Here is a 23,438-nt window from a genome sequence, read left to right on the forward strand (position 1 = left end):
GTATGTATAAGGGTATTGTGATGGAAACACTGGCTTCTTTGTATAACGACCACCTGGCAGAGCTACAAAAGCGGGCGCGTGAAGTGTTAACGCGTAACAAACTGGATGCGTTGCTGATTCACTCCGGGGAATTGCAGCGGATATTCCAGGATGACCGTAGCTACCCGTTCAAAGTGAACGCACACTTTAAGGCCTGGGTGCCCGTCACTTCAGTGCCAAACTGCTGGCTGTGGGTGGATGGCGTTAACAAACCGAAGCTGTGGTTCTATTCGCCGGTAGATTACTGGCACAGCGTTGAGCCACTGCCGGAGAGTTTCTGGACCAAGTCCGTTGAACTGATACCGCTGGCCAATGCTGATGAAATCGCGCAGCAGCTTCCTGCCCAGCGTGAGCGTGTGGGTTATATCGGCTATGCGCAGCAGCGTGCTCGCGATCTGGGCATCCTGGCGGAAAACGTCAACCCGAAAGCGGTGTTGAACTACCTCGATTTCCATCGTTCCATCAAAACCGGCTACGAGCTGGCCTGTATGCGCGAAGCACAGAAGACCGCTGTAATGGGGCACCGTGCTGCTCATGAGGCCTTCCTGTCCGGCATGAGTGAGTTTGATATCAACCAGGCTTACCTCACGGCGACGGGGCATCGCGATACCGATGTGCCTTATGACAACATTGTTGCGCTGAATGAGCATGCGTCAGTGCTGCATTACACCACGCTGGATCATCAGCCACCGTCCGAAATGCTGAGCTTCCTGCTTGACGCCGGTGCCGAATATAACGGTTACGCCGCTGATTTGACACGAACCTACGCGGGCCAGAGCGGCAGTGATTTTGCACACCTGATAAAAGATCTTAACACTGAGCAACTGGCGCTGATGGCTACCATCAAAGCTGGCGTGCGTTACACCGATTACCATGTGCAAATGCATCAACGCGTCGCCAAACTGCTCAAGAGCCACAAGCTGGTGAGTGGCATCAGTGAAGAAGCCATGGTAGAGCAGGGGCTGACCACACCATTCCTGCCACACGGTCTGGGCCACCCTCTGGGGTTGCAGGTACATGACTCAGCCGGCTTTATGCAGGATGAACAGGGTACCCATCTGGCCGCCCCGTCCAAATATCCGTACCTGCGCTGCACCCGGGTGTTGCAACCAGGCATGGTATTGACCATTGAGCCTGGCATGTATTTTATTGAGTCCCTGCTGACGCCATGGCGCAGCGGTGAATTCAGTCAACACTTTGCCTGGGATCGCATCGATGCACTGAAACCTTATGGTGGTATCCGTATTGAAGACAATATTGTGATCCACGAAAAGCGTATCGAGAACATGACGCGCGATCTGAATCTGGCCTGATGCAGCCTTATCCGATCCCGGCAGGCCCCGTCAGTGTCAGCGAAGAAATAAAGAAGAGCCGTTTCATCACCCTGCTGGCACCGACCGGCGGGGTTGATGTGGCAAAGGCATTTATCCAGCAGGTTCGTGATGAACATCCGGCGGCCAGGCACCATTGCTGGGCATTTGTCGCCGGGCCACCGACGGACTCACAGCAGTTGGGTTTTTCCGACGACGGAGAACCTTCCGGCACGGCGGGTAAACCCATTCTGGCCCAACTGATGGGCAGCGGCATCGGCGAAATCACCGCCGTGGTGGTACGTTACTACGGCGGTATCAAGTTGGGTACCGGCGGCTTGGTGAGAGCCTACGGCAGTGGTGTGCAGCAGGCATTAAAGCAATTGGCCGTGAGCTACAAAATTCCGCAGGCCGAATATACTTTGCAATGTGACTATGCTCAGTTGGCGTTGGTAGAGAATCTGTTGCAGCAAACTGAAGGGCGGATTGTACAGGGGGAATATGGCGCTTTCGTCATGCTGCATCTGGCTTTACCGGTCACCGGCGTTGAAGCGTTCGGGAATAAATTACGTGATCTCAGTCGCGGTAATTTGCAATTAACCCCCATTTCGCAATAATTCCCCCAACTGAATTGCTAAGGATCGTGCTGAAATGCATTTTCGCGCTATAACCCGTATCGTTGGTTTGCTGGTCATCCTGTTCTCCGGGACGATGTTTATTCCTGGTCTGGTGGCATTGATATACCGCGATGGGGCGGGGCGGGCATTCAGCCAGACCTTCTTTGTGGCGGTAACCATTGGCCTGATGCTGTGGTGGCCTAACCGTAAACAAAAGCATGAGTTGAAGCCACGAGAGGGGTTTCTGATTGTGGTGTTGTTCTGGACGGTGCTGGGCAGCGTCGGGGCATTACCGTTTTTATTTTCGGAGCGACCTAATCTTTCGCTGACCGATGCCTTCTTCGAATCGTTTTCCGGTTTAACCACCACGGGGGCGACGACGCTGGTGGGGTTGGACTCACTACCCAAAGCCATTTTGTTCTATCGTCAGATGCTGCAATGGATGGGCGGGATGGGGATCATTGTGTTGGCAGTCGCGATACTGCCCATCCTCGGCGTCGGTGGCATGCAGCTGTACCGCGCAGAAATGCCAGGACCGTTGAAAGATAACAAAATGCGTCCACGCATTGCCGAAACGGCCAAAACTCTGTGGCTGATTTACGTTCTGTTGACCATTGCCTGTGCGCTGGCACTTTGGGGCGCCGGCATGTCGGTGTTTGACGCCATCGGCCACAGTTTCTCGACCATCGCTATTGGCGGTTTCTCTACCCACGATGCCAGCATCGGCTATTACGCCAGTCCGACCATCAACACCATCATTGCGATTTTCCTGCTGATCTCCGGTTGTAACTATGGCTTGCACTTCGCCTTGCTGAGCGGCCGCAGTCTGAAAGTGTATTGGCGAGATCCTGAGTTCCGTATGTTTATTGCCGTGCAGTTGACGCTGGTAGTGGTGTGCACCGCCGTGCTGTGGGGACATGGGGTCTACAAAACCGGAATGGAAACGGTCAATCAGGCGTTCTTCCAGGTGGTGTCGATGGCGACAACGGCGGGCTTTACCACTGACAGCATTGCCAAATGGCCGTTATTCCTGCCGATGCTGTTGCTGTGTTCCGCATTTATAGGTGGCTGTGCCGGCTCGACCGGTGGCGGCCTGAAAGTGATCCGTATCCTGCTGCTGTATTTACAGGGCTCGCGTGAGCTAAAAAGGTTGGTGCACCCTAATGCGGTTTACACTATTAAATTGGGTAACCGCGCGCTGCCGGAACGTATCCTGGAGGCGGTCTGGGGATTCTTCTCTGCTTATGCGCTGGTGTTTATCGTCAGCATGCTGGCAATTATTGCTACCGGCGTTGATGATTTCTCTGCCTTTGCTGCCGTAACGGCGACGTTGAACAACCTTGGACCTGGGCTGGGAGTGGTGGCGGATAACTTTACCACTATGCCTGCACCGGCGAAGTGGATCCTGGTTCTGACGATGCTGTTCGGGCGCCTTGAGGTCTTTACACTGCTGGTTCTGTTTACGCCGACGTTCTGGCGTGAATGATCCTGATAGAAGGAGTAACGCCGTGAAGGCACTGATTCTTTATTCTAGCCGTGATGGGCAAACACGTTCTATCGCTTCTTATATAGCAAACAAATTGCAGGATACGCTGCGCTGCGACGTGATCGATTTGCTGCAGGCGGACAATGTCGACCTCAATCAGTATCAGCAGGTACTGATTGGTGCCTCAATACGCTATGGCCATTTCCATCCGACGTTGGAAAAGTTCGTTAAGCGTCATGCCGAACAGTTGAACCTGATGCCGAGCGCATTCTTTAGCGTGAACCTGACCGCACGTAAGGCAGACAAGCGTTCCCCACAGACTAACGCCTATACCCGCAAGTTCCTGTTGTCTTCCCCCTGGCAGCCAAAACAGTGTGTCGTGTTTGCCGGCGCGCTTCGTTATCCACGTTATCGCTGGTTCGATCGAGTCATGATTCAACTTATTATGCGAATGACGGGCGGCGAAACGGATACCAGTAAAGAAGTGGAGTATACCGACTGGCAGCAGGTGGACCGTTTTGCTCAGGAGTTTGGCCATATTCAGTATGAAAAATGACGGAAACGCTGACTTGTGCAGCGCTTTGCCGAAAAAATCCGCGCTTGAAAAGTTTTTTGCATTTAGGGGTTGCGGCCTTCTGAGAACTCCCTATAATGCGCCTCCACTGACCGGGAACAACGACTCCTCTAACGAGAACCAAGTCGCCGGGTCAGGAAGAGAAAAGCGAAATAAACGCTTGACTCTTCGGGTGAAAAGCGTAGTATACGCCACCTCGAGATAGCAAGCTGCGGCGGCTAACTCACTGCTCTTTAACAATTTATCAGACAATCTGTGTGGGCACTCCACAAGACGATATCCAGAACCTTCGGGTTCGAAAAAATATCAAGTCTTGAAGAGTGACCAAGCAATACGTTGTTTCGTTGGCTTGTCCAACGGAACGACTATTACGAAAGTTATTTTCGAGCATCGCTTCACGAGTTGAAGCAAATCAAGCTTTTAATTGAAGAGTTTGATCATGGCTCAGATTGAACGCTGGCGGCAGGCCTAACACATGCAAGTCGAGCGGTAGCACAAGAGAGCTTGCTCTCTGGGTGACGAGCGGCGGACGGGTGAGTAATGTCTGGGAAACTGCCTGATGGAGGGGGATAACTACTGGAAACGGTAGCTAATACCGCATAACGTCTTCGGACCAAAGTGGGGGACCTTCGGGCCTCACGCCATCAGATGTGCCCAGATGGGATTAGCTAGTAGGTGGGGTAATGGCTCACCTAGGCGACGATCCCTAGCTGGTCTGAGAGGATGACCAGCCACACTGGAACTGAGACACGGTCCAGACTCCTACGGGAGGCAGCAGTGGGGAATATTGCACAATGGGCGCAAGCCTGATGCAGCCATGCCGCGTGTGTGAAGAAGGCCTTCGGGTTGTAAAGCACTTTCAGCGAGGAGGAAGGGTAGTGTGTTAATAGCACATTGCATTGACGTTACTCGCAGAAGAAGCACCGGCTAACTCCGTGCCAGCAGCCGCGGTAATACGGAGGGTGCAAGCGTTAATCGGAATTACTGGGCGTAAAGCGCACGCAGGCGGTTTGTTAAGTCAGATGTGAAATCCCCGCGCTTAACGTGGGAACTGCATTTGAAACTGGCAAGCTAGAGTCTTGTAGAGGGGGGTAGAATTCCAGGTGTAGCGGTGAAATGCGTAGAGATCTGGAGGAATACCGGTGGCGAAGGCGGCCCCCTGGACAAAGACTGACGCTCAGGTGCGAAAGCGTGGGGAGCAAACAGGATTAGATACCCTGGTAGTCCACGCTGTAAACGATGTCGACTTGGAGGTTGTGCCCTTGAGGCGTGGCTTCCGGAGCTAACGCGTTAAGTCGACCGCCTGGGGAGTACGGCCGCAAGGTTAAAACTCAAATGAATTGACGGGGGCCCGCACAAGCGGTGGAGCATGTGGTTTAATTCGATGCAACGCGAAGAACCTTACCTACTCTTGACATCCACAGAATTCGGCAGAGATGCCTTAGTGCCTTCGGGAACTGTGAGACAGGTGCTGCATGGCTGTCGTCAGCTCGTGTTGTGAAATGTTGGGTTAAGTCCCGCAACGAGCGCAACCCTTATCCTTTGTTGCCAGCACGTCATGGTGGGAACTCAAAGGAGACTGCCGGTGATAAACCGGAGGAAGGTGGGGATGACGTCAAGTCATCATGGCCCTTACGAGTAGGGCTACACACGTGCTACAATGGCGTATACAAAGAGAAGCGAACTCGCGAGAGCCAGCGGACCTCATAAAGTACGTCGTAGTCCGGATCGGAGTCTGCAACTCGACTCCGTGAAGTCGGAATCGCTAGTAATCGTAGATCAGAATGCTACGGTGAATACGTTCCCGGGCCTTGTACACACCGCCCGTCACACCATGGGAGTGGGTTGCAAAAGAAGTAGGTAGCTTAACCTTCGGGAGGGCGCTTACCACTTTGTGATTCATGACTGGGGTGAAGTCGTAACAAGGTAACCGTAGGGGAACCTGCGGTTGGATCACCTCCTTACCTAATGATATTGATTCGAGTGAAGTGCTCACACAGATTGTCTGATGAAAAAGTAATGAGCAAAAGCGCTACCTGTTGATGTAATGAGTCTCTGACTCATGCTGATACGAACCGATTAAGACGTTCAGTTTAATCGGATTTTCGTGTCCCCATCGTCTAGAGGCCTAGGACACTGCCCTTTCACGGCTGTAACAGGGGTTCGAATCCCCTTGGGGACGCCATCCGATAATGAGTGAAAGACATTATCACCGGTTCTTGCCGAACCGAAAACATCTTAAAGATGACTTTAACGAGTCGTGTTTAAGATATTGCTCTTTAACAATCTGGAACAAGCTGAAAATTGAAACATGACAGCTGAAACTTACTCCTCCGTAGATGTATTGGAGTAAGGATTAACCTGTCATAGAGTCTCTCAAATGTAGCAGCACGAAGGTGGAAACACTTTTGGGTTGTGAGGTTAAGTGACTAAGCGTACACGGTGGATGCCTAGGCAGTCAGAGGCGATGAAGGGCGTGTTAATCTGCGATAAGCGTCGGTAAGGTGATATAAACCGTTATAACCGGCGATACCCGAATGGGGAAACCCAGTGCAATTCGTTGCACTATCATACGATGAATACATAGTCGTATGAGGCGAACCGGGGGAACTGAAACATCTAAGTACCCCGAGGAAAAGAAATCAACCGAGATTCCCCCAGTAGCGGCGAGCGAACGGGGAGGAGCCCAGAACCTGAATCAGTTCTTGTGTTAGTGGAAGCGTCTGGAAAGTCGCACAGTAAAGGGTGATAGTCCCGTACACTAAAATGCATTAATTGTGAGTTCGATGAGTAGGGCGGGACACGTGACATCCTGTCTGAATATGGGGGGACCATCCTCCAAGGCTAAATACTCCTGACTGACCGATAGTGAACCAGTACCGTGAGGGAAAGGCGAAAAGAACCCCGGCGAGGGGAGTGAAATAGAACCTGAAACCGTGTACGTACAAGCAGTGGGAGCCTACTTTGTTGGGTGACTGCGTACCTTTTGTATAATGGGTCAGCGACTTATATTTTGTAGCAAGGTTAACCGTATAGGGGAGCCGTAGGGAAACCGAGTCTTAACTGGGCGAATAGTTGCAAGGTATAGACCCGAAACCCGGTGATCTAGCCATGGGCAGGTTGAAGGTTGGGTAACACTAACTGGAGGACCGAACCGACTAATGTTGAAAAATTAGCGGATGACTTGTGGCTGGGGGTGAAAGGCCAATCAAACCGGGAGATAGCTGGTTCTCCCCGAAAGCTATTTAGGTAGCGCCTCGTGAACTCATCTTCGGGGGTAGAGCACTGTTTCGGCTAGGGGGCCATCCCGGCTTACCAAACCGATGCAAACTCCGAATACCGAAGAATGTTATCACGGGAGACACACGGCGGGTGCTAACGTCCGTCGTGAAGAGGGAAACAACCCAGACCGCCAGCTAAGGTCCCAAAGTCATGGTTAAGTGGGAAACGATGTGGGAAGGCATAGACAGCCAGGATGTTGGCTTAGAAGCAGCCATCATTTAAAGAAAGCGTAATAGCTCACTGGTCGAGTCGGCCTGCGCGGAAGATGTAACGGGGCTAAACCATGCACCGAAGCTGCGGCAGCGACGCTTAGGCGTTGTTGGGTAGGGGAGCGTTCTGTAAGCCGTTGAAGGTGGCCTGTGAGGGTTGCTGGAGGTATCAGAAGTGCGAATGCTGACATAAGTAACGATAAAGCGGGTGAAAAACCCGCTCGCCGGAAGACCAAGGGTTCCTGTCCAACGTTAATCGGGGCAGGGTGAGTCGACCCCTAAGGCGAGGCCGAAAGGCGTAGTCGATGGGAAACAGGTTAATATTCCTGTACTCGGTGTTACTGCGAAGGGGGGACGGAGAAGGCTAGGCTAGCCGGGCGACGGTTGTCCCGGTTTAAGCGTGTAGGGGGAGTGACTTGGTAAATCCGGTTACTTATCTAACCCTGAGGCGTGATGACGATGCACTACGGTGCAGAAGTAGTTGATGCCAAGCTTCCAGGAAAAGCCTCTAAGCATCAGGTAACATCAAATCGTACCCCAAACCGACACAGGTGGTCAGGTAGAGAATACCAAGGCGCTTGAGAGAACTCGGGTGAAGGAACTAGGCAAAATGGTGCCGTAACTTCGGGAGAAGGCACGCTGGCGCGTAGGTGAAGAGACTTGCTCTCGGAGCTGAAGCCAGTCGCAGATACCAGCTGGCTGCAACTGTTTAATAAAAACACAGCACTGTGCAAACACGAAAGTGGACGTATACGGTGTGACGCCTGCCCGGTGCTGGAAGGTTAATTGATGGGGTCAGCCGCAAGGCGAAGCTCTTGATCGAAGCCCCAGTAAACGGCGGCCGTAACTATAACGGTCCTAAGGTAGCGAAATTCCTTGTCGGGTAAGTTCCGACCTGCACGAATGGCGTAATGATGGCCAGGCTGTCTCCACCCGAGACTCAGTGAAATTGAACTCGCTGTGAAGATGCAGTGTACCCGCGGCAAGACGGAAAGACCCCGTGAACCTTTACTATAGCTTGACACTGAACATTGAGCCTTGATGTGTAGGATAGGTGGGAGGCTTTGAAGCGTGGACGCCAGTCTGCGTGGAGCCAACCTTGAAATACCACCCTTTAATGTTTGATGTTCTAACTCGGCCCCATAATCTGGGGTGAGGACAGTGTCTGGTGGGTAGTTTGACTGGGGCGGTCTCCTCCCAAAGAGTAACGGAGGAGCACGAAGGTTAGCTAATCACGGTCGGACATCGTGAGGTTAGTGCAAAGGCATAAGCTAGCTTGACTGCGAGAGTGACGGCTCGAGCAGGTACGAAAGTAGGTCTTAGTGATCCGGTGGTTCTGAATGGAAGGGCCATCGCTCAACGGATAAAAGGTACTCCGGGGATAACAGGCTGATACCGCCCAAGAGTTCATATCGACGGCGGTGTTTGGCACCTCGATGTCGGCTCATCACATCCTGGGGCTGAAGTAGGTCCCAAGGGTATGGCTGTTCGCCATTTAAAGTGGTACGCGAGCTGGGTTTAGAACGTCGTGAGACAGTTCGGTCCCTATCTGCCGTGGGCGTTGGAAGATTGAGAGGGGTTGCTCCTAGTACGAGAGGACCGGAGTGAACGCACCACTGGTGTTCGGGTTGTCATGCCAATGGCATTGCCCGGTAGCTAAGTGCGGAAAAGATAAGCGCTGAAAGCATCTAAGCGCGAAACTTGCCTCGAGATGAGTCTTCCCTGGGGACTTGATCCCCCTGAAGGAACGTTTAAGACTAAGACGTTGATAGGCTGGGTGTGTAAGTGCAGCGATGCATTGAGCTAACCAGTACTAATGATCCGTGAGACTTAACCTTACAACACCAAAAGTGTTTTAGAGAGACAGATTTTCAGCGAATGTTCCGAGATTGGTTCTGATGGCTACGGGTAGTGGCGGTTGGAATGAAACAGAATTTGCCTGGCGGCAATAGCGCGGTGGTCCCACCTGATCCCATGCCGAACTCAGAAGTGAAACGCCGTAGCGCCGATGGTAGTGTGGGGTCTCCCCATGCGAGAGTAGGACACTGCCAGGCATCAATTAAAGTCGAAAGCCTCATGCGAAAGCATGGGGCTTTTTGCTGTGTGCGAAAGAAAGAAAAGAAAGAACGGACGTAGCTACGCCGTGTCCTGCGAGATAACTCCCCGCCACAATAAACCCCGAATAAAATCCAACTGTTTACCTATAATATATAAATATTAACAATGTTTAAAAACGATGAATAACTTTAAATATATATAGCTCAGGTTGGATGGAGTATTTTAGTCCTCAGTAATAAGACTAATTTATAAAGAAATGTAGGTATTAATCACGTTGACGCCAGTCTGGTTCGTACTCCTCCATTAATTTATATAGAAAATACCTTATAAAACAATTGGAAATATTCCCTCGGTGGATGTTATCCAGATAAAAACTCTATCTATGAAAACAAATATTAGCCTGGCGAGCCGAATCGAGTAGACTAGGCGAAGGTTCATTTCCGTATAGGTATTTATCGTTATGTCTACTGAAAGCGCGTCATTAAAAAAACACAATACTTTTGCGCTCCCGGTCAACGCAGCGCATCTGGTCATTGCAGAAACAATCGAATTAATGATCAAGGTTTGGCAGAAAACGCAGAAGCGCCAAGAGCCGCTGCTGGTACTTGGGGAAGGGAGTAACGTCCTGTTTCTTGAGGACTTTGCCGGTACGGTTATGATCAATCAATTAAAAGGAATCGACATCAGAGAAGAGAAAGACGCCTGGTTTCTCCACGTTAGCTCTGGCGAGAATTGGCATGGTTTGGTTTGTCGCACTCTGGAAACCGGCATTCCCGGCCTCGAAAACCTGGCGTTGATCCCCGGCCTGGTAGGTTCAGCCCCTATTCAGAATATCGGCGCCTATGGTATCGAGCTCAAGAGCGTATGTGACTACGTTGATCTGCTGGATCTGAATACGGGTGCCATTGATCGTATTGCGGCATCAGACTGTGGCTTTGGCTACCGTGAAAGCATTTTCAAGCATCATTTTCAGAAGGGCCATATCATTGTTGGTGTCGGCCTACGCCTGAGTAAGCAGTGGGAGCCGATGCTGAATTATGGCGATCTGACAAAGTTGGACCCGGAAACGGTGACACCCCGTCAGGTGTTTGACTCAGTATGCGCAATGCGCCGCAGCAAACTGCCTGACCCTAAAGTAACGGGTAATGCCGGCAGCTTTTTCAAGAACCCACTGGTCAGTAGCGAAAAGGCCAGAATATTGATTACTGAATATCCTGGCATGCCGCATTACCCACAGCAGGACGGTCAGGTGAAGTTGGCTGCAGGCTGGTTGATCGACCAGTGTGAGCTGAAGGGGCACCAAATTGGCGGTGCAGCGGTACATAATCAACAGGCGCTTGTGTTGGTTAATGTAGATAACGCTTCCAGTCAGGATGTGGTGGCGCTTGCTCGCCACGTACGTAATACCGTCGCGAAAAAGTTCGACGTATGGCTCGAGCCGGAAGTTCGCTTTATCGGTACGGATGGCGAGTTAAATGCCGTAGAGGTTCTCTCATGAAGGATACCAAAGTCCCTCTTAAGCTGATTGCAATACTGGCCGATGGTGGTTTCCATTCTGGTGAGCATCTTGGTGAGTTGCTGGGTATGAGCCGTGCAGCCATTAATAAACACATCCAGACAATCCGTGAGTGGGGCCTGGATGTATTTACCGTACCAGGGAAAGGTTATAGCTTGCCTGGCCCAATCCAATTACTGGATGTCGAGCGTATTCTTAGCCAACTGGCTGATAAGCGCGTCACCGTGCTACCGGTAGTGGATTCCACCAACCAATATCTGCTGGATCGTATTGGCGACCTGCAATCGGGCGATGCCTGTGTCGCTGAGTATCAACAGGCTGGTCGTGGCCGTCGTGGTCGCCAATGGATCTCGCCATTTGGTGCCAATCTGTATCTCTCAATGTTCTGGCGACTGGATCAGGGGCCTGCAGCAGCAATGGGTTTGAGTCTGGTCATCGGCATAGTGATGGCTGAGGTGTTGAAAGGCCTGGGTGCGGAAGGGGTCAGGGTCAAATGGCCAAACGACTTATACCTTAACGATCGCAAGTTAGCGGGTATCCTGGTTGAACTAACGGGTAAAACCGGTGATGCAGCGCAATTGGTGATTGGCGCAGGTATCAATTTGGCGATGCGTGAAACCAATGCGAATGCGATTAACCAGGGCTGGATAAACCTGCAGGAAGCGGGGATTAATATCGATCGTAATGAACTGGCCGCCACTTTACTCAATGAGTTACGTCAATCGCTGCGACAGTTCGAGATTGATGGTTTGGCACCGTTTATTGCGCGCTGGCGTGCGTTGGATAACTTTATTGATCGGCCGGTTAAACTGTTAATCGGCGAACAACAGATCTTTGGTATTGCACGCGGCATCGATCAGCAAGGGGCTTTATTACTCGATCAAGAAGGTGTGATTAAGCCATTTATCGGTGGGGAAATATCTCTGCGTAGCGCCGAATAATTATTATTAATAAGGGGCAAGAGTGCCCCTTGTCTATTATTAAACTACTTTCTTAAGCGCACGTTTTCAACCGCGTGATTAGCACTCTTAGTCATTATCAGACTGGCTCGCTCACGTGTGGGGAGGATGTTTTCCTGTAAATTCAGTCCATTAATCTCATTCCACAGCTGAGTGGCTATATTGATAGCCTCTGGCTCAGGTAGCTTGGAATAGTTATGGAAATAAGAATCGGGATTAGAGAACGCACCCTGACGAAACTTAAGGAATCTGTTAATATACCAGCTTTGCAGCAGTTCTTCAGGCGCATCGACATATATTGAAAAATCAACAAAGTCAGACACGAATACACGATGCGGATCGTGAGGGTAGTCCATCCCACTCTGTAATACGTTTAGCCCTTCCAGAATAAGAATATCCGGTTGTTCGATGACTTTATTGCCTTCGGGGACAACATCATAAATCAGATGGGAATATACCGGAGCGGTCACACGCTTGGCACCGGACTTCACTTCAGAAACGAATTTCACCAGGCTGTGCATATCGTAAGACTGTGGAAAGCCTTTTTTCTTCATCAGCCCGCGTTCGTTCAGCACCTTATTCGGATGCAGGAAACCGTCGGTGGTGATCAGTTCAACGCTACGATGTTCCGGCCAACTGCTAAGTAACGCCTGCAGCAAACGTGCGGTGGTACTTTTACCTACAGCAACGCTGCCGGCAATACCGATAATGTAGGGGATTTTTTGCCCGTCGGTGCCGAGGAATTGCTCAAGTACGGCCTGACGGCGCAGGTTGGAACTGATATAGAAGTTCAACAAGCGCGATAGCGGTAGATAAATCTGTGCTACCTCTTCCAAAGAGAGATCTTCGTTAATCCCTTTAAGTTTAACAATTTCTTCTTCTGACAGTGTCAGCGGCACCGAATTTCGCAACGCAGCCCACTGGGTACGATCGAACTGAAGATAGGGCGTCGCTAAAGATTGATCTCTTTTTATCATAAGCCAAATTCTGCCTGTTAACGCAGGTTGGGAAAGGCGCCGGACGCCAACTCCAGATAAGAAACAAGCTGCATATTATAGACAGCTTCGTTTTTGGCGTAGACTTTTTTCTAAAAAGTTGGCGATTAGTATGAGTTTATGTCAATTGTGCGAAGCGGCGCGCAGTAGGCTGAAGTCGATTTCGGCGTATTCCTGCTTCAATTCACAGCTTGCCGAATGGGAGGAAACTGCTGTTCAGGTAAAATATGTGGACGACACTCGCAAAAGAACAATTACAGTGTAGGGAGTGATGACTGTGATTGATGAATCTTTGTGCGCCTGACGGTATGAATTGCCAGACAGTGAGCAAAATTGGGTAATTTGTGAGCGAAAGTGCAGCTAACGCAATTTTTTTGTTGCATAGGCCGTCCGGTCTACCTAGAATGCGCTGCACTTGATGCCGGCTTAGCTCAGTTGGTAGAGCAACTGACTTGTAATCAGTAGGTCACCAGTTCGATTCCGGTAGCCGGCACCAATCAAGTCACAGTAGTTAAAATCTGGTGGGGTTCCCGAGCGGCCAAAGGGAGCAGACTGTAAATCTGCCGTCACAGACTTCGAAGGTTCGAATCCTTCCCCCACCACCATATCTTGCCTTCGGCAACTAACCGGCCAGCGATAAACTCGCAACGGTTAATCTGCGGAAGGGGAAGGCGAAAGCCTTCAGCAAGGTTCGAGTTGTGCAGCGCATTGCGTAGCCGGCCCGAAGGGTGAGAGTTAAGCGACGAACAATCCTTCTCCCACCTAAAAATTCTACAGAAAAGTCAGGTAGCCGAGTTCCAGGATGCGGGCATCGTATAATGGCTATTACCTCAGCCTTCCAAGCTGATGATGTGGGTTCGATTCCCACTGCCCGCTCCAAGATGTGCTGATATAGCTCAGTTGGTAGAGCGCACCCTTGGTAAGGGTGAGGTCGGCAGTTCGAATCTGCCTATCAGCACCACTTCTTATTCTCTCGCCCCCTGATTTTCTTTCTGTTCTGGATTCAACAAGCAACTGCTTGGTTGATGTGGTGATACCACCGATTTATCCGTGTCTTAGAGGGACAATCGATGTCTAAAGAAAAGTTTGAACGTACAAAACCGCACGTTAACGTCGGTACTATCGGCCACGTTGACCACGGTAAAACTACCCTGACTGCAGCGATCACCACCGTTCTGGCTAAAACCTACGGCGGTTCTGCACGTGCTTTCGACCAGATCGATAACGCGCCAGAAGAAAAAGCTCGTGGTATCACCATCAACACTTCTCACGTTGAGTATGACACCCCGTCTCGCCACTACGCGCACGTTGACTGCCCAGGGCACGCCGACTACGTTAAAAACATGATCACCGGTGCTGCTCAGATGGACGGCGCTATCCTGGTTGTTGCTGCGACTGATGGCCCTATGCCACAGACCCGTGAGCACATCCTGCTGGGTCGTCAGGTTGGCGTTCCTTACATCATCGTATTCATGAACAAATGCGACATGGTTGATGATGAAGAGCTGCTGGAACTGGTAGAAATGGAAGTTCGTGAACTTCTGTCTGCTTATGACTTCCCTGGTGATGACCTGCCGGTTGTTCGTGGTTCAGCGCTGAAAGCACTGGAAGGCGAAGCTGAGTGGGAAGCTAAAATCATCGAACTGGCTGGCTACCTGGACTCTTACATCCCAGAACCAGAACGTGCTATCGACAAGCCGTTCCTGCTGCCAATCGAAGACGTCTTCTCCATCTCCGGTCGTGGTACCGTTGTTACCGGTCGTGTTGAGCGCGGTATCGTTAAAGTTGGCGAAGAAGTTGAAATCGTGGGTATCAAAGACACCGTTAAGTCTACCTGTACCGGCGTTGAAATGTTCCGCAAACTGCTGGACGAAGGCCGTGCTGGTGAGAACGTTGGTGTTCTGCTGCGTGGCGTTAAGCGTGAAGATATCGAACGTGGTCAGGTACTGGCTAAACCAGGTTCTATCAAGCCGCACACTCAGTTCGATTCAGAAGTGTACATCTTGAGCAAAGAAGAAGGTGGTCGTCATACTCCATTCTTCAAAGGCTACCGTCCACAGTTCTACTTCCGTACAACTGACGTGACCGGTACCATCGAACTGCCAGAAGGCGTTGAGATGGTAATGCCTGGCGACAACGTGAACATGAAAGTCACCCTGATCCACCCAATCGCGATGGACGACGGCCTGCGTTTCGCAATCCGTGAAGGCGGCCGTACTGTTGGCGCTGGTGTTGTTGCCAAAGTTATCGCTTAATCGCTGATAACATTTGACGCGACACGCGGTAAAAGGGCATCATTTGATGCCCTTTTTCTACGCTGTGAACTAGAACCTATCTCATCAGCGATTTTGCAGTCATAATCATTGGTGAGATGGGCTCTTAAAGCGTATTGACTGAGATACGTCATAGCGTAAAACACCGAAATGCTGCCGAGCAGCATTTGATCGGTTTGGTTTGCCTTGCAGTGCGAGGCAAAGTTGTCTGTTCTGAATTCATTGTGACAGGTTGGTTTATGAGTGCGAATACCGAGGCTCAAGGGAGCGGGCGCGGCCTGGAAACGGCTAAGTGGCTGATCGTCGCTGTTCTGTTGGTTGTAGCGATTGTCGGTAACTATTTCTACCGTGATTTCAGTCTGCCATTACGCGCGCTGGCCGTTGTAGTGGTTATCGCCGTTGCAGGCGCAGTGGCGCTGATGACGACCAAAGGCAAAGCCACCGTTGCGTTTGCACGTGAAGCGCGTACTGAAGTGCGCAAAGTGATCTGGCCAACTCGTCAGGAAACGCTACATACCACGTTGATCGTTGCCGCGGTAACTGCCGTGATGTCACTGATTCTGTGGGGGCTGGATGGTATTCTGGTCCGTCTGGTATCGTTTATTACTGGCCTGAGGTTCTAAAATGTCTGAAGCTCCAAAAAAACGTTGGTACGTCGTTCAGGCGTTTTCCGGTTTTGAAGGTCGCGTAGCGCAATCGCTGCGTGAATACATCAAACTGCATGATATGGAAGAACTGTTCGGCGAAGTCATGGTTCCTACGGAAGAAGTTGTTGAAATCCGTGGCGGACAGCGTCGCAAAAGCGAACGTAAATTCTTCCCGGGCTATGTACTGGTTCAGATGGTGATGAACGATGCCAGCTGGCACTTGGTACGCAGCGTTCCACGCGTAATGGGTTTCATCGGCGGGACTTCTGACCGTCCGGCTCCGATCAGCGACAAAGAAGTTGATGCGATTATGAACCGCCTGCAGCAGGTTGGTGATAAGCCGCGTCCGAAAACGCTGTTCGAACCAGGTGAACTGGTCCGCGTTAGCGATGGTCCGTTCGCTGACTTCAACGGCGTTGTTGAAGAAGTGGATTATGAGAAGAGCCGCCTGAAAGTTTCCGTTTCCATCTTTGGCCGTGCAACGCCAGTGGAACTGGACTTTGCTCAGGTCGAAAAAGGCTGATCAATTAATCAGCAATAAGTGGCTTTTTGCCGCTTGTCAGAGGCGCGAAATTGAACTATAATTTCGCGCCTTTTGTTTTTATAGGCCTTGCTCGTTGAGCGAGGTGAAACACGGGGAGCCTCTTACGAGGCGTTATTACCCAAACCGAGGAATTGTAAATGGCCAAGAAAGTACAAGCCTACGTTAAGCTGCAAGTTGCAGCCGGTATGGCGAACCCAAGTCCGCCAGTTGGTCCAGCTCTGGGTCAGCAAGGCGTTAACATCATGGAATTCTGTAAGGCGTTCAATGCTAAGACTGACAGCGTTGAGAAAGGCCTGCCGATTCCGGTTGTTATTACTGTTTATTCTGACCGCTCCTTCACTTTCGTTACCAAAACCCCGCCAGCAGCAGTTCTGCTGAAAAAAGCGGCTGGTATCAAGTCTGGTTCAGGCAAGCCGAACAAAGACAAAGTAGGTAAAGTGACTAGTGCTCAGGTACGTGAAATCGCAGAAACCAAAGCTGCGGACATGACTGGTTCTAACGTTGAAGCGATGACTCGCTCCATCGAAGGTACCGCTCGTTCCATGGGCCTGGTAGTGGAGGATTAAGAAATGGCTAAGCTGACCAAGCGCATGCGCGTGATCCGTGACAAAGTTGATGCTACTAAACAGTATGACATCACCGAAGCTGTTGCTCTGCTGAAAGAGCTGGCCACCGCTAAATTCGTAGAAAGCGTTGACGTTGCTGTTAACCTCGGCATCGACGCTCGTAAATCTGACCAAAACGTTCGTGGCGCTACCGTACTGCCTAACGGCACCGGTCGTTCCGTTCGCGTTGCCGTATTTGCCCAGGGCCCTAACGCTGAAGCTGCTAAAGCTGCTGGCGCAGAGCTGGTAGGTATGGAAGATCTGGCAGACCAGATCAAAAAAGGCGAAATGAACTTCGACGTTGTTATTGCTTCCCCGGATGCAATGCGCGTTGTTGGTCAACTGGGCCAGATCCTGGGTCCACGTGGCCTGATGCCAAACCCGAAAGTGGGTACCGTTACTCCGAACGTTGCTGAAGCAGTGAAAAACGCTAAAGCAGGTCAGGTTCGTTATCGTAACGACAAAAACGGCATCATCCATACCACTATCGGTAAGGTTGATTTCGAGTCAGACAAGCTGAAAGAAAACCTCGAGTCTCTGCTGGTTGCGCTGAAAAAAGCAAAACCATCCCAGGCTAAAGGCGTGTACATCAAGAAAGTTAGCCTCTCCACCACCATGGGTGCTGGTTTGGCTATCGATCAAAGCGGCCTGACTGCTGTAGCGAACTAATCGCCCTGCGATTATCGCTTTGACTTGGGGTTAAGATTTGTCTAGAATCTTATCCCCCAAGGTTTTGCTATTGGCAATAGCCATCAGCGAGACAAAGATTTTTCGGTTGGAGCCTGGCCTATCCAGGCCTCCGTCCAAGACCGCAGGTGTATCGAAAGGTACTTAATCCTTCCTGCGTAGACGGTGACAGAGCCTAAAGAATTTTTTTCTTTTTATAAAAGAATAGTCTTTGCTGGATTCTGCTCACCGTGTTTGAACGCTCTCACTGCGTGATTTATCACAAGGTGTTGAGTGATGTGAGTGCCGGGGATTTCCCCCGGCTAAATCCAGGAGCAAAAAGCTAATGGCATTAAATCTTCAAGACAAACAAGCGATTGTTGCTGAAGTCAACGAAGTAGCCAAAGGCGCGCTGTCTGCGGTTGTTGCGGATTCCCGTGGCGTTACCGTTGATAAAATGACTGAACTGCGTAAAGCAGGTCGTGAAGCTGGCGTTTACATGCGTGTTGTTCGTAACACCCTGATGCGTCGCGTAGTTGAAGGCACTCCATTCGAATGCCTGAAAGACACGTTTGTCGGTCCTACCTTGATTGCATTTTCTCATGAACACCCGGGCGCTGCTGCTCGTCTGTTCAAAGATTTCGCGAAAGCGAATGCAAAGTTCGAGATTAAAGCTGCGGCCTTTGAAGGTGAGCTGATCCCTGCGGCACAAATTGACCGCTTGGCAACTCTGCCTACTTACGATGAAGCAATCGCACGCCTGATGGCAACCATGAAAGAAGCCGCTGCTGGCAAATTGGTTCGCACTCTGGCTGCACTGCGCGATCAGAAAGAAGCGGCATAAGCCCTTTTTCTTATCCGTTGCTTACGTATTTAAACTATTTCTGAATTTTAGGAACTTTTGTTATGTCTATCACTAAAGACCAAATTATCGAAGGCGTTGCAGCTCTGTCTGTAATGGAAATCGTTGAACTGATCGCCGCTATGGAAGAGAAGTTCGGTGTTTCTGCTGCTGCTGTAGCTGCAGGTCCTGCTGCTGCTGCTGAAGCTGTTGAAGAAAAAACTGAATTCGACGTTGTACTGAAAGGTATCGGCGCGAACAAAGTTGCAGTAATCAAAGCAGTACGTGGCGCAACTGGCCTGGGTCTGAAAGAAGCTAAAGACCTGGTTGAGTCTGCACCAGCAGCACTGAAAGAAGGCATCAGCAAAGACGACGCTGAAGCACTGAAAAAAGCTCTGGAAGAAGCTGGCGCTGAAGTTGAAGTTAAATAAGCCACTGCTTTCTGAGTGCAGTCTGTTTTAACTAACAGACTGATGGCTGGTGACTTTTTGGTCACCAGCCTTTTTGCGCTGTAGGGCGTCAGTAGAGTTTCACACTGTTTGGCTACTGGCTAACCCCAATATTTCTTTCTATCGACGACTTAATATATTGCCTTCCCTGCCGCAGCAAAATCTGCCGCACACCGCAACGAAATGATTTAAGCGTGATAGAAACGAGTATTGCGGAGAGTGTTCCCGCTTTCCGGTCGACAAAATGGTGTTGCGTGAACCGTCCTTATATCCGGACGGACAAATAGGTTCGACTTTCCAGCGAGCTGAGGAACCCTATGGTTTACTCCTATACCGAGAAAAAACGTATTCGTAAGGATTTTGGTAAGCGTCCACAAGTTTTGGACATACCATATCTCCTTTCTATCCAGCTTGATTCGTTCCAGAAGTTTATCGAGCAAGATCCAGAAGGGCAGCACGGCCTAGAAGCCGCCTTCCGTTCTGTTTTCCCAATCCAGAGCTACAGTGGCAATTCGGAGCTGCAATACGTTAGCTACCGTCTTGGTGAGCCGGTCTTCGACGTCAAAGAGTGCCAGATCCGTGGTGTGACGTTCTCTGCACCGCTGCGCGTAAAACTGCGCCTGGTAATCTATGAGCGTGAAGCTCCGGAAGGTACGGTCAAAGACATCAAGGAACAAGAAGTCTATATGGGCGAAATTCCGCTCATGACCGAAAACGGCACCTTTGTGATCAACGGTACTGAGAGGGTTATCGTATCTCAGCTTCACCGTAGTCCTGGCGTATTCTTTGACAGCGATAAGGGTAAAACCCACTCTTCGGGTAAAGTGCTGTATAACGCACGTATCATCCCTTACCGCGGTTCATGGTTGGATTTCGAGTTTGACCCGAAAGACAACCTGTTTGTACGTATTGACCGTCGCCGTAAATTGCCTGCGACCATCATTCTGCGTGCATTGAGCTTCACCACTGAGCAGATCCTTGACCTGTTCTTTGCGAAAGTAGTTTACGAGATCCGTGATAACAAGCTGCAGATGGAGCTGGTTCCAGAACGTCTGCGTGGTGAGACTGCTTCGTTTGATATCGAAGCCAACGGCAAGATCTACATTGAGAAAGGCCGTCGTATCACCGCTCGTCATATCCGTCAGCTCGAAAAAGACGAAATTCAGAGTATTGAAGTACCGGTTGAGTACATCGCGGGCAAAGTGGTCGCGAAGGACTATATCGATACCAATACCGGTGAGCTGATCTGCGCAGCCAACATGGAGCTGTCGCTGGATCTGCTGGCCAAACTGAGCCAGTCAGGCCACAAGCGTATCGAAACGCTGTTCACCAACGATCTGGACCACGGTGCGTACATCTCTGAGACTGTACGTGTCGATCCAACTAGCGATCGTTTGAGCGCGCTGGTAGAAATCTACCGCATGATGCGCCCTGGTGAGCCGCCAACTCGCGAAGCTGCTGAAAACCTGTTTGAGAACCTGTTCTTCTCTGAAGACCGCTACGATCTGTCTGCGGTTGGCCGTATGAAGTTCAACCGTTCTCTGCTGCGTGACGAGATCGAAGGTTCGGGTATCCTGAGCAAAGACGACATCATTGAAGTGATGAAGAAGCTCATCGGTATCCGTAACGGTAAAGGCGAAGTGGACGATATCGACCACTTGGGCAACCGTCGTATCCGTTCCGTCGGCGAAATGGCTGAGAACCAGTTCCGTGTAGGTCTGGTGCGTGTTGAGCGTGCGGTTAAAGAACGTCTGTCCCTGGGCGATCTGGATACCCTGATGCCACAGGACATGATCAACGCCAAGCCGATTTCGGCGGCGGTGAAAGAGTTCTTCGGCTCCAGCCAGCTGTCTCAGTTTATGGACCAGAACAACCCGTTGTCCGAGATTACGCACAAACGTCGTATCTCTGCATTGGGCCCAGGCGGTCTGACCCGTGAACGTGCCGGCTTTGAAGTTCGAGACGTACACCCGACTCACTACGGTCGCGTGTGCCCAATCGAAACGCCGGAAGGTCCAAACATCGGTCTGATCAACTCCTTGTCCGTGTACGCACAGACAAACGAGTATGGCTTCCTGGAAACCCCGTACCGCCGCGTGCGTGACGGTTTGGTTACCGATGAAATCAACTATCTGTCTGCTATTGAAGAAGGCAACTTCGTAATCGCTCAGGCGAACTCCAACCTGAGTGAAGACGGCCGCTTCGAAGAAGACCTGGTCACCTGTCGTAGCAAAGGCGAGTCAAGCCTGTTCAGCCGCGACCAGGTTGACTATATGGACGTATCAACCCAGCAGATTGTTTCCGTTGGTGCTTCACTGATTCCATTCCTGGAACACGATGACGCCAACCGTGCATTGATGGGTGCGAACATGCAACGTCAGGCGGTTCCAACCTTGCGCGCTGATAAGCCGCTGGTAGGTACCGGTATGGAACGTGCTGTAGCTGTTGACTCCGGTGTTACTGCCGTAGCTCGACGTGGCGGTGTGATCCAGTACGTGGATGCTTCCCGTATCGTTATTAAAGTTAACGAAGACGAGATGCTCGCGGGCGAAGCAGGTATCGATATTTATAACCTGACCAAGTACACCCGTTCTAACCAGAACACCTGTATCAACCAGATGCCGTGTGTGAATCTGGGTGAGCCAATCGAGCGCGGCGACGTGCTGGCAGATGGCCCGTCCACTGACCTGGGTGAACTGGCGTTGGGCCAGAACATGCGCGTGGCGTTCATGCCGTGGAACGGCTACAACTTCGAAGACTCCATCTTGGTGTCCGAGCGTGTAGTTCAGGAAGATCGCTTCACTACCATCCACATCCAGGAACTGGCATGTGTGTCTCGCGACACCAAGTTGGGGCCTGAAGAGATCACTGCCGACATCCCTAACGTGGGTGAAGCAGCGCTCTCCAAACTGGATGAGTCCGGTATCGTGTATATCGGTGCTGAAGTGACCGGTGGCGACATTCTGGTTGGCAAGGTAACACCAAAAGGTGAAACCCAGCTGACGCCAGAGGAGAAGCTGCTGCGTGCGATCTTCGGTGAGAAGGCATCTGATGTTAAAGATTCCTCTCTGCGTGTACCAAACGGCGTTTCCGGTACGATTATTGACGTGCAGGTCTTCACCCGCGATGGCGTGGAAAAAGACAAGCGTGCGTTGGAAATCGAAGAGATGCAGCTGAAGCAGGCGAAAAAAGACCTGACTGAAGAACTGCAAATCCTGGAAGCCGGTCTGTTTGCACGTATCCATGCGGTGCTGGTTGCCGGCGGTGTTGAAGCTGAAAAGCTGAGCAAGCTGCCACGCGATCGCTGGCTGGAATTGGGCCTGACCGACGAAGAGAAGCAAAACCAGCTGGAACAGTTGGCAGAGCAGTACGACGAGCTGAAATCCGACTTCGAGAAGAAGATGGACGCCAAGCGTCGTAAGATCACCCAGGGCGATGATCTGGCACCAGGCGTGCTGAAAATCGTTAAGGTTTATCTGGCTGTTAAGCGTCAGATCCAACCGGGTGACAAGATGGCAGGCCGCCACGGTAACAAGGGTGTTATCTCCAAGATCAACCCGATCGAAGATATGCCTTACGATGAAAACGGCACGCCGGTTGACATCGTACTGAACCCGTTGGGCGTACCATCACGTATGAACATCGGTCAGATCCTGGAAACCCACTTGGGTATGGCTGCGAAAGGCATTGGTGAGAAGATCAACCAAATGCTGAAGCAGCATCAGGAAGTGGCCAAGCTGCGTGAGTTCATTCAGAAGGCCTACGATCTGGGCGACGATGTCTGCCAGAAAGTTGACCTGAACACCTTCACCGACGACGAAGTACTGCGTCTGGCAGAGAACCTGAAAAAAGGTATGCCAATCGCAACGCCGGTGTTTGATGGTGCGAAAGAGAGTGAAATCAAGCAACTGCTGGAAATGGGCGGGGTCCCAACCTCGGGTCAGATTACGCTGTTCGATGGCCGTACCGGTGAGCAATTTGAGCGCCAGGTTACCGTAGGCTATATGTACATGCTGAAACTGAACCACTTGGTTGACGATAAAATGCACGCCCGTTCAACCGGTTCTTACAGCTTGGTTACTCAGCAGCCGCTGGGTGGTAAGGCGCAGTTCGGTGGTCAACGCTTCGGTGAGATGGAAGTGTGGGCACTGGAAGCATACGGCGCAGCTTATACCCTGCAGGAAATGCTCACCGTTAAGTCGGATGACGTTAACGGCCGTACCAAGATGTACAAAAACATCGTGGATGGCGATCACCGCATGGAACCAGGCATGCCGGAGTCCTTCAACGTACTGTTGAAAGAAATCCGCTCGCTCGGTATTAACATCGAACTGGAAGGCGATTAATCGTTTTTCCAGCTCAGGCTCC

15 protein-coding genes, 5 tRNA genes, 3 rRNA genes and 1 other RNA gene are annotated in these 23,438 nt (G+C 51.1%); 23 read left to right on the forward strand and 1 reads right to left on the reverse strand.

The window, feature by feature from the left end:
- The first annotated feature begins 20 nt into the window (after window positions 1-20).
- The 10 genes from pepQ (at window position 21) to birA (ending at window position 12,032) form a co-directional block, all read left to right on the forward strand.
- Entirely contained in the window at window positions 21-1,352 is a 1,332-nt protein-coding gene (gene pepQ, locus QOT07_RS01215) for a Xaa-Pro dipeptidase (RefSeq protein WP_283602436.1), read from the forward strand.
- The gene (locus tag QOT07_RS01220) at window positions 1,352-1,966 is read left to right on the forward strand and encodes an IMPACT family protein (protein ID WP_099065466.1); all 615 of its coding nucleotides are present in this window, start codon (window positions 1,352-1,354) and stop codon (window positions 1,964-1,966) included. Before pepQ ends, QOT07_RS01220 begins: the two co-directional genes overlap by 1 nt.
- A 34-nt stretch (window positions 1,967-2,000) precedes the next feature.
- On the forward strand, window positions 2,001-3,452 hold the full coding sequence (trkH, locus tag QOT07_RS01225) for a Trk system potassium transporter TrkH (RefSeq protein ID WP_012004734.1): 1,452 nt from the start codon (window positions 2,001-2,003) through the stop codon (window positions 3,450-3,452).
- 22 nt (window positions 3,453-3,474) lie between these two features.
- Window positions 3,475-4,008: a menaquinone-dependent protoporphyrinogen IX dehydrogenase gene (gene hemG / locus QOT07_RS01230; protein ID WP_099065465.1), complete on the forward strand. Its 534-nt coding sequence runs from the start codon at window positions 3,475-3,477 to the stop codon at window positions 4,006-4,008.
- 439 nt (window positions 4,009-4,447) lie between these two features.
- Window positions 4,448-5,990 (forward strand): 16S ribosomal RNA (locus QOT07_RS01235).
- Window positions 5,991-6,135: 145 nt separating this feature from the next.
- A tRNA-Glu gene (locus tag QOT07_RS01240) sits at window positions 6,136-6,211 on the forward strand.
- A 234-nt stretch (window positions 6,212-6,445) separates the two neighbouring features.
- A 23S ribosomal RNA gene (locus QOT07_RS01245) occupies window positions 6,446-9,355 on the forward strand.
- A gap of 100 nt (window positions 9,356-9,455) precedes the next feature.
- Window positions 9,456-9,571: ribosomal RNA gene (rrf, locus tag QOT07_RS01250) — 5S ribosomal RNA — on the forward strand.
- Together the 16S, 23S and 5S rRNA genes with 1 tRNA gene alongside form the textbook arrangement of a ribosomal RNA operon.
- 464 nt (window positions 9,572-10,035) lie before the next feature.
- Complete coding sequence (murB, locus tag QOT07_RS01255; protein ID WP_219015136.1) at window positions 10,036-11,073, forward strand: UDP-N-acetylmuramate dehydrogenase; 1,038 nt, start codon at window positions 10,036-10,038, stop codon at window positions 11,071-11,073.
- Complete coding sequence (birA, locus tag QOT07_RS01260) at window positions 11,070-12,032, forward strand: bifunctional biotin--[acetyl-CoA-carboxylase] ligase/biotin operon repressor BirA (RefSeq protein ID WP_099065331.1); 963 nt, start codon at window positions 11,070-11,072, stop codon at window positions 12,030-12,032. Before murB ends, birA begins: the two co-directional genes overlap by 4 nt.
- A 44-nt stretch (window positions 12,033-12,076) precedes the next feature.
- Here birA and coaA read toward each other — a convergent pair whose 3' ends face one another.
- Complete coding sequence (coaA, locus tag QOT07_RS01265; protein ID WP_085117644.1) at window positions 12,077-13,027, reverse strand: type I pantothenate kinase; 951 nt, start codon at window positions 13,025-13,027, stop codon at window positions 12,077-12,079.
- A 438-nt stretch (window positions 13,028-13,465) separates the two neighbouring features.
- On the opposite strand from coaA, the gene QOT07_RS01270 reads away from it, so the two are divergent.
- From QOT07_RS01270 to rpoB, 13 genes are all read left to right on the forward strand, one after another.
- Window positions 13,466-13,541, forward strand: a tRNA-Thr gene (locus tag QOT07_RS01270).
- A gap of 24 nt (window positions 13,542-13,565) precedes the next feature.
- Window positions 13,566-13,650: transfer RNA gene (locus tag QOT07_RS01275), tRNA-Tyr, on the forward strand.
- Window positions 13,651-13,696: 46 nt separating this feature from the next.
- Window positions 13,697-13,812: non-coding RNA, RtT sRNA (locus QOT07_RS01280), on the forward strand.
- A 37-nt stretch (window positions 13,813-13,849) separates the two neighbouring features.
- Window positions 13,850-13,924, forward strand: a tRNA-Gly gene (locus QOT07_RS01285).
- Window positions 13,925-13,930: 6 nt separating this feature from the next.
- Window positions 13,931-14,006 (forward strand) — tRNA-Thr (locus QOT07_RS01290).
- 109 nt (window positions 14,007-14,115) lie between these two features.
- Complete coding sequence (gene tuf, locus QOT07_RS01295; RefSeq protein WP_208718403.1) at window positions 14,116-15,300, forward strand: elongation factor Tu; 1,185 nt, start codon at window positions 14,116-14,118, stop codon at window positions 15,298-15,300.
- A gap of 257 nt (window positions 15,301-15,557) precedes the next feature.
- Window positions 15,558-15,941, forward strand: coding sequence for a preprotein translocase subunit SecE (secE, locus tag QOT07_RS01300; protein ID WP_012004740.1), 384 nt, complete (start codon window positions 15,558-15,560; stop codon window positions 15,939-15,941).
- A gap of 1 nt (window position 15,942) precedes the next feature.
- Window positions 15,943-16,488, forward strand: coding sequence for a transcription termination/antitermination protein NusG (gene nusG / locus QOT07_RS01305; protein ID WP_012004741.1), 546 nt, complete (start codon window positions 15,943-15,945; stop codon window positions 16,486-16,488).
- Window positions 16,489-16,646: 158 nt separating this feature from the next.
- A complete protein-coding gene (rplK, locus tag QOT07_RS01310) occupies window positions 16,647-17,075 on the forward strand; it encodes a 50S ribosomal protein L11 (RefSeq protein WP_006323135.1) in 429 nt (142 codons plus the stop codon).
- A gap of 3 nt (window positions 17,076-17,078) precedes the next feature.
- Complete coding sequence (gene rplA, locus QOT07_RS01315) at window positions 17,079-17,783, forward strand: 50S ribosomal protein L1 (RefSeq protein ID WP_112349313.1); 705 nt, start codon at window positions 17,079-17,081, stop codon at window positions 17,781-17,783.
- A 343-nt stretch (window positions 17,784-18,126) separates the two neighbouring features.
- Window positions 18,127-18,624, forward strand: a complete 498-nt coding sequence (gene rplJ, locus QOT07_RS01320; protein WP_006323136.1) for a 50S ribosomal protein L10 — start codon at window positions 18,127-18,129, stop codon at window positions 18,622-18,624.
- 62 nt (window positions 18,625-18,686) lie between these two features.
- Window positions 18,687-19,052: a 50S ribosomal protein L7/L12 gene (gene rplL, locus QOT07_RS01325; RefSeq protein ID WP_012004743.1), complete on the forward strand. Its 366-nt coding sequence runs from the start codon at window positions 18,687-18,689 to the stop codon at window positions 19,050-19,052.
- Window positions 19,053-19,387: 335 nt separating this feature from the next.
- Window positions 19,388-23,416 (forward strand): DNA-directed RNA polymerase subunit beta, encoded by a 4,029-nt coding sequence (gene rpoB, locus QOT07_RS01330; RefSeq protein ID WP_099064213.1) that lies wholly within the window; start codon window positions 19,388-19,390, stop codon window positions 23,414-23,416.
- The last annotated feature ends 22 nt before the right edge of the window (window positions 23,417-23,438 follow it).

The organism is Serratia proteamaculans, assembly GCF_949794035.1.
Taxonomy (GTDB): Bacteria; Pseudomonadota; Gammaproteobacteria; order Enterobacterales; family Enterobacteriaceae; genus Serratia; species Serratia proteamaculans.

Excerpts from the sequence above, each read along its gene's own strand:
- pepQ (WP_283602436.1), top strand. The coding sequence starts at position 21 with ATGGAAACACTGGCTTCTTTGTATAACGACCACCTGGCAGAGCTACAA.
- rplA (WP_112349313.1), top strand. The coding sequence starts at position 17,079 with ATGGCTAAGCTGACCAAGCGCATGCGCGTGATCCGTGACAAAGTTGAT.
- rplJ (WP_006323136.1), top strand. The coding sequence starts at position 18,127 with ATGGCATTAAATCTTCAAGACAAACAAGCGATTGTTGCTGAAGTCAAC.
- rpoB (WP_099064213.1), top strand. The coding sequence starts at position 19,388 with ATGGTTTACTCCTATACCGAGAAAAAACGTATTCGTAAGGATTTTGGT.
- murB (WP_219015136.1), top strand. The coding sequence starts at position 10,036 with ATGTCTACTGAAAGCGCGTCATTAAAAAAACACAATACTTTTGCGCTC.
- nusG (WP_012004741.1), top strand. The coding sequence starts at position 15,943 with ATGTCTGAAGCTCCAAAAAAACGTTGGTACGTCGTTCAGGCGTTTTCC.
- secE (WP_012004740.1), top strand. The coding sequence starts at position 15,558 with ATGAGTGCGAATACCGAGGCTCAAGGGAGCGGGCGCGGCCTGGAAACG.
- QOT07_RS01220 (WP_099065466.1), top strand. The coding sequence starts at position 1,352 with ATGCAGCCTTATCCGATCCCGGCAGGCCCCGTCAGTGTCAGCGAAGAA.
- birA (WP_099065331.1), top strand. The coding sequence starts at position 11,070 with ATGAAGGATACCAAAGTCCCTCTTAAGCTGATTGCAATACTGGCCGAT.
- rplL (WP_012004743.1), top strand. The coding sequence starts at position 18,687 with ATGTCTATCACTAAAGACCAAATTATCGAAGGCGTTGCAGCTCTGTCT.
- coaA (WP_085117644.1), bottom strand. The coding sequence starts at position 13,027 with ATGATAAAAAGAGATCAATCTTTAGCGACGCCCTATCTTCAGTTCGAT.
- tuf (WP_208718403.1), top strand. The coding sequence starts at position 14,116 with ATGTCTAAAGAAAAGTTTGAACGTACAAAACCGCACGTTAACGTCGGT.
- rplK (WP_006323135.1), top strand. The coding sequence starts at position 16,647 with ATGGCCAAGAAAGTACAAGCCTACGTTAAGCTGCAAGTTGCAGCCGGT.
- trkH (WP_012004734.1), top strand. The coding sequence starts at position 2,001 with ATGCATTTTCGCGCTATAACCCGTATCGTTGGTTTGCTGGTCATCCTG.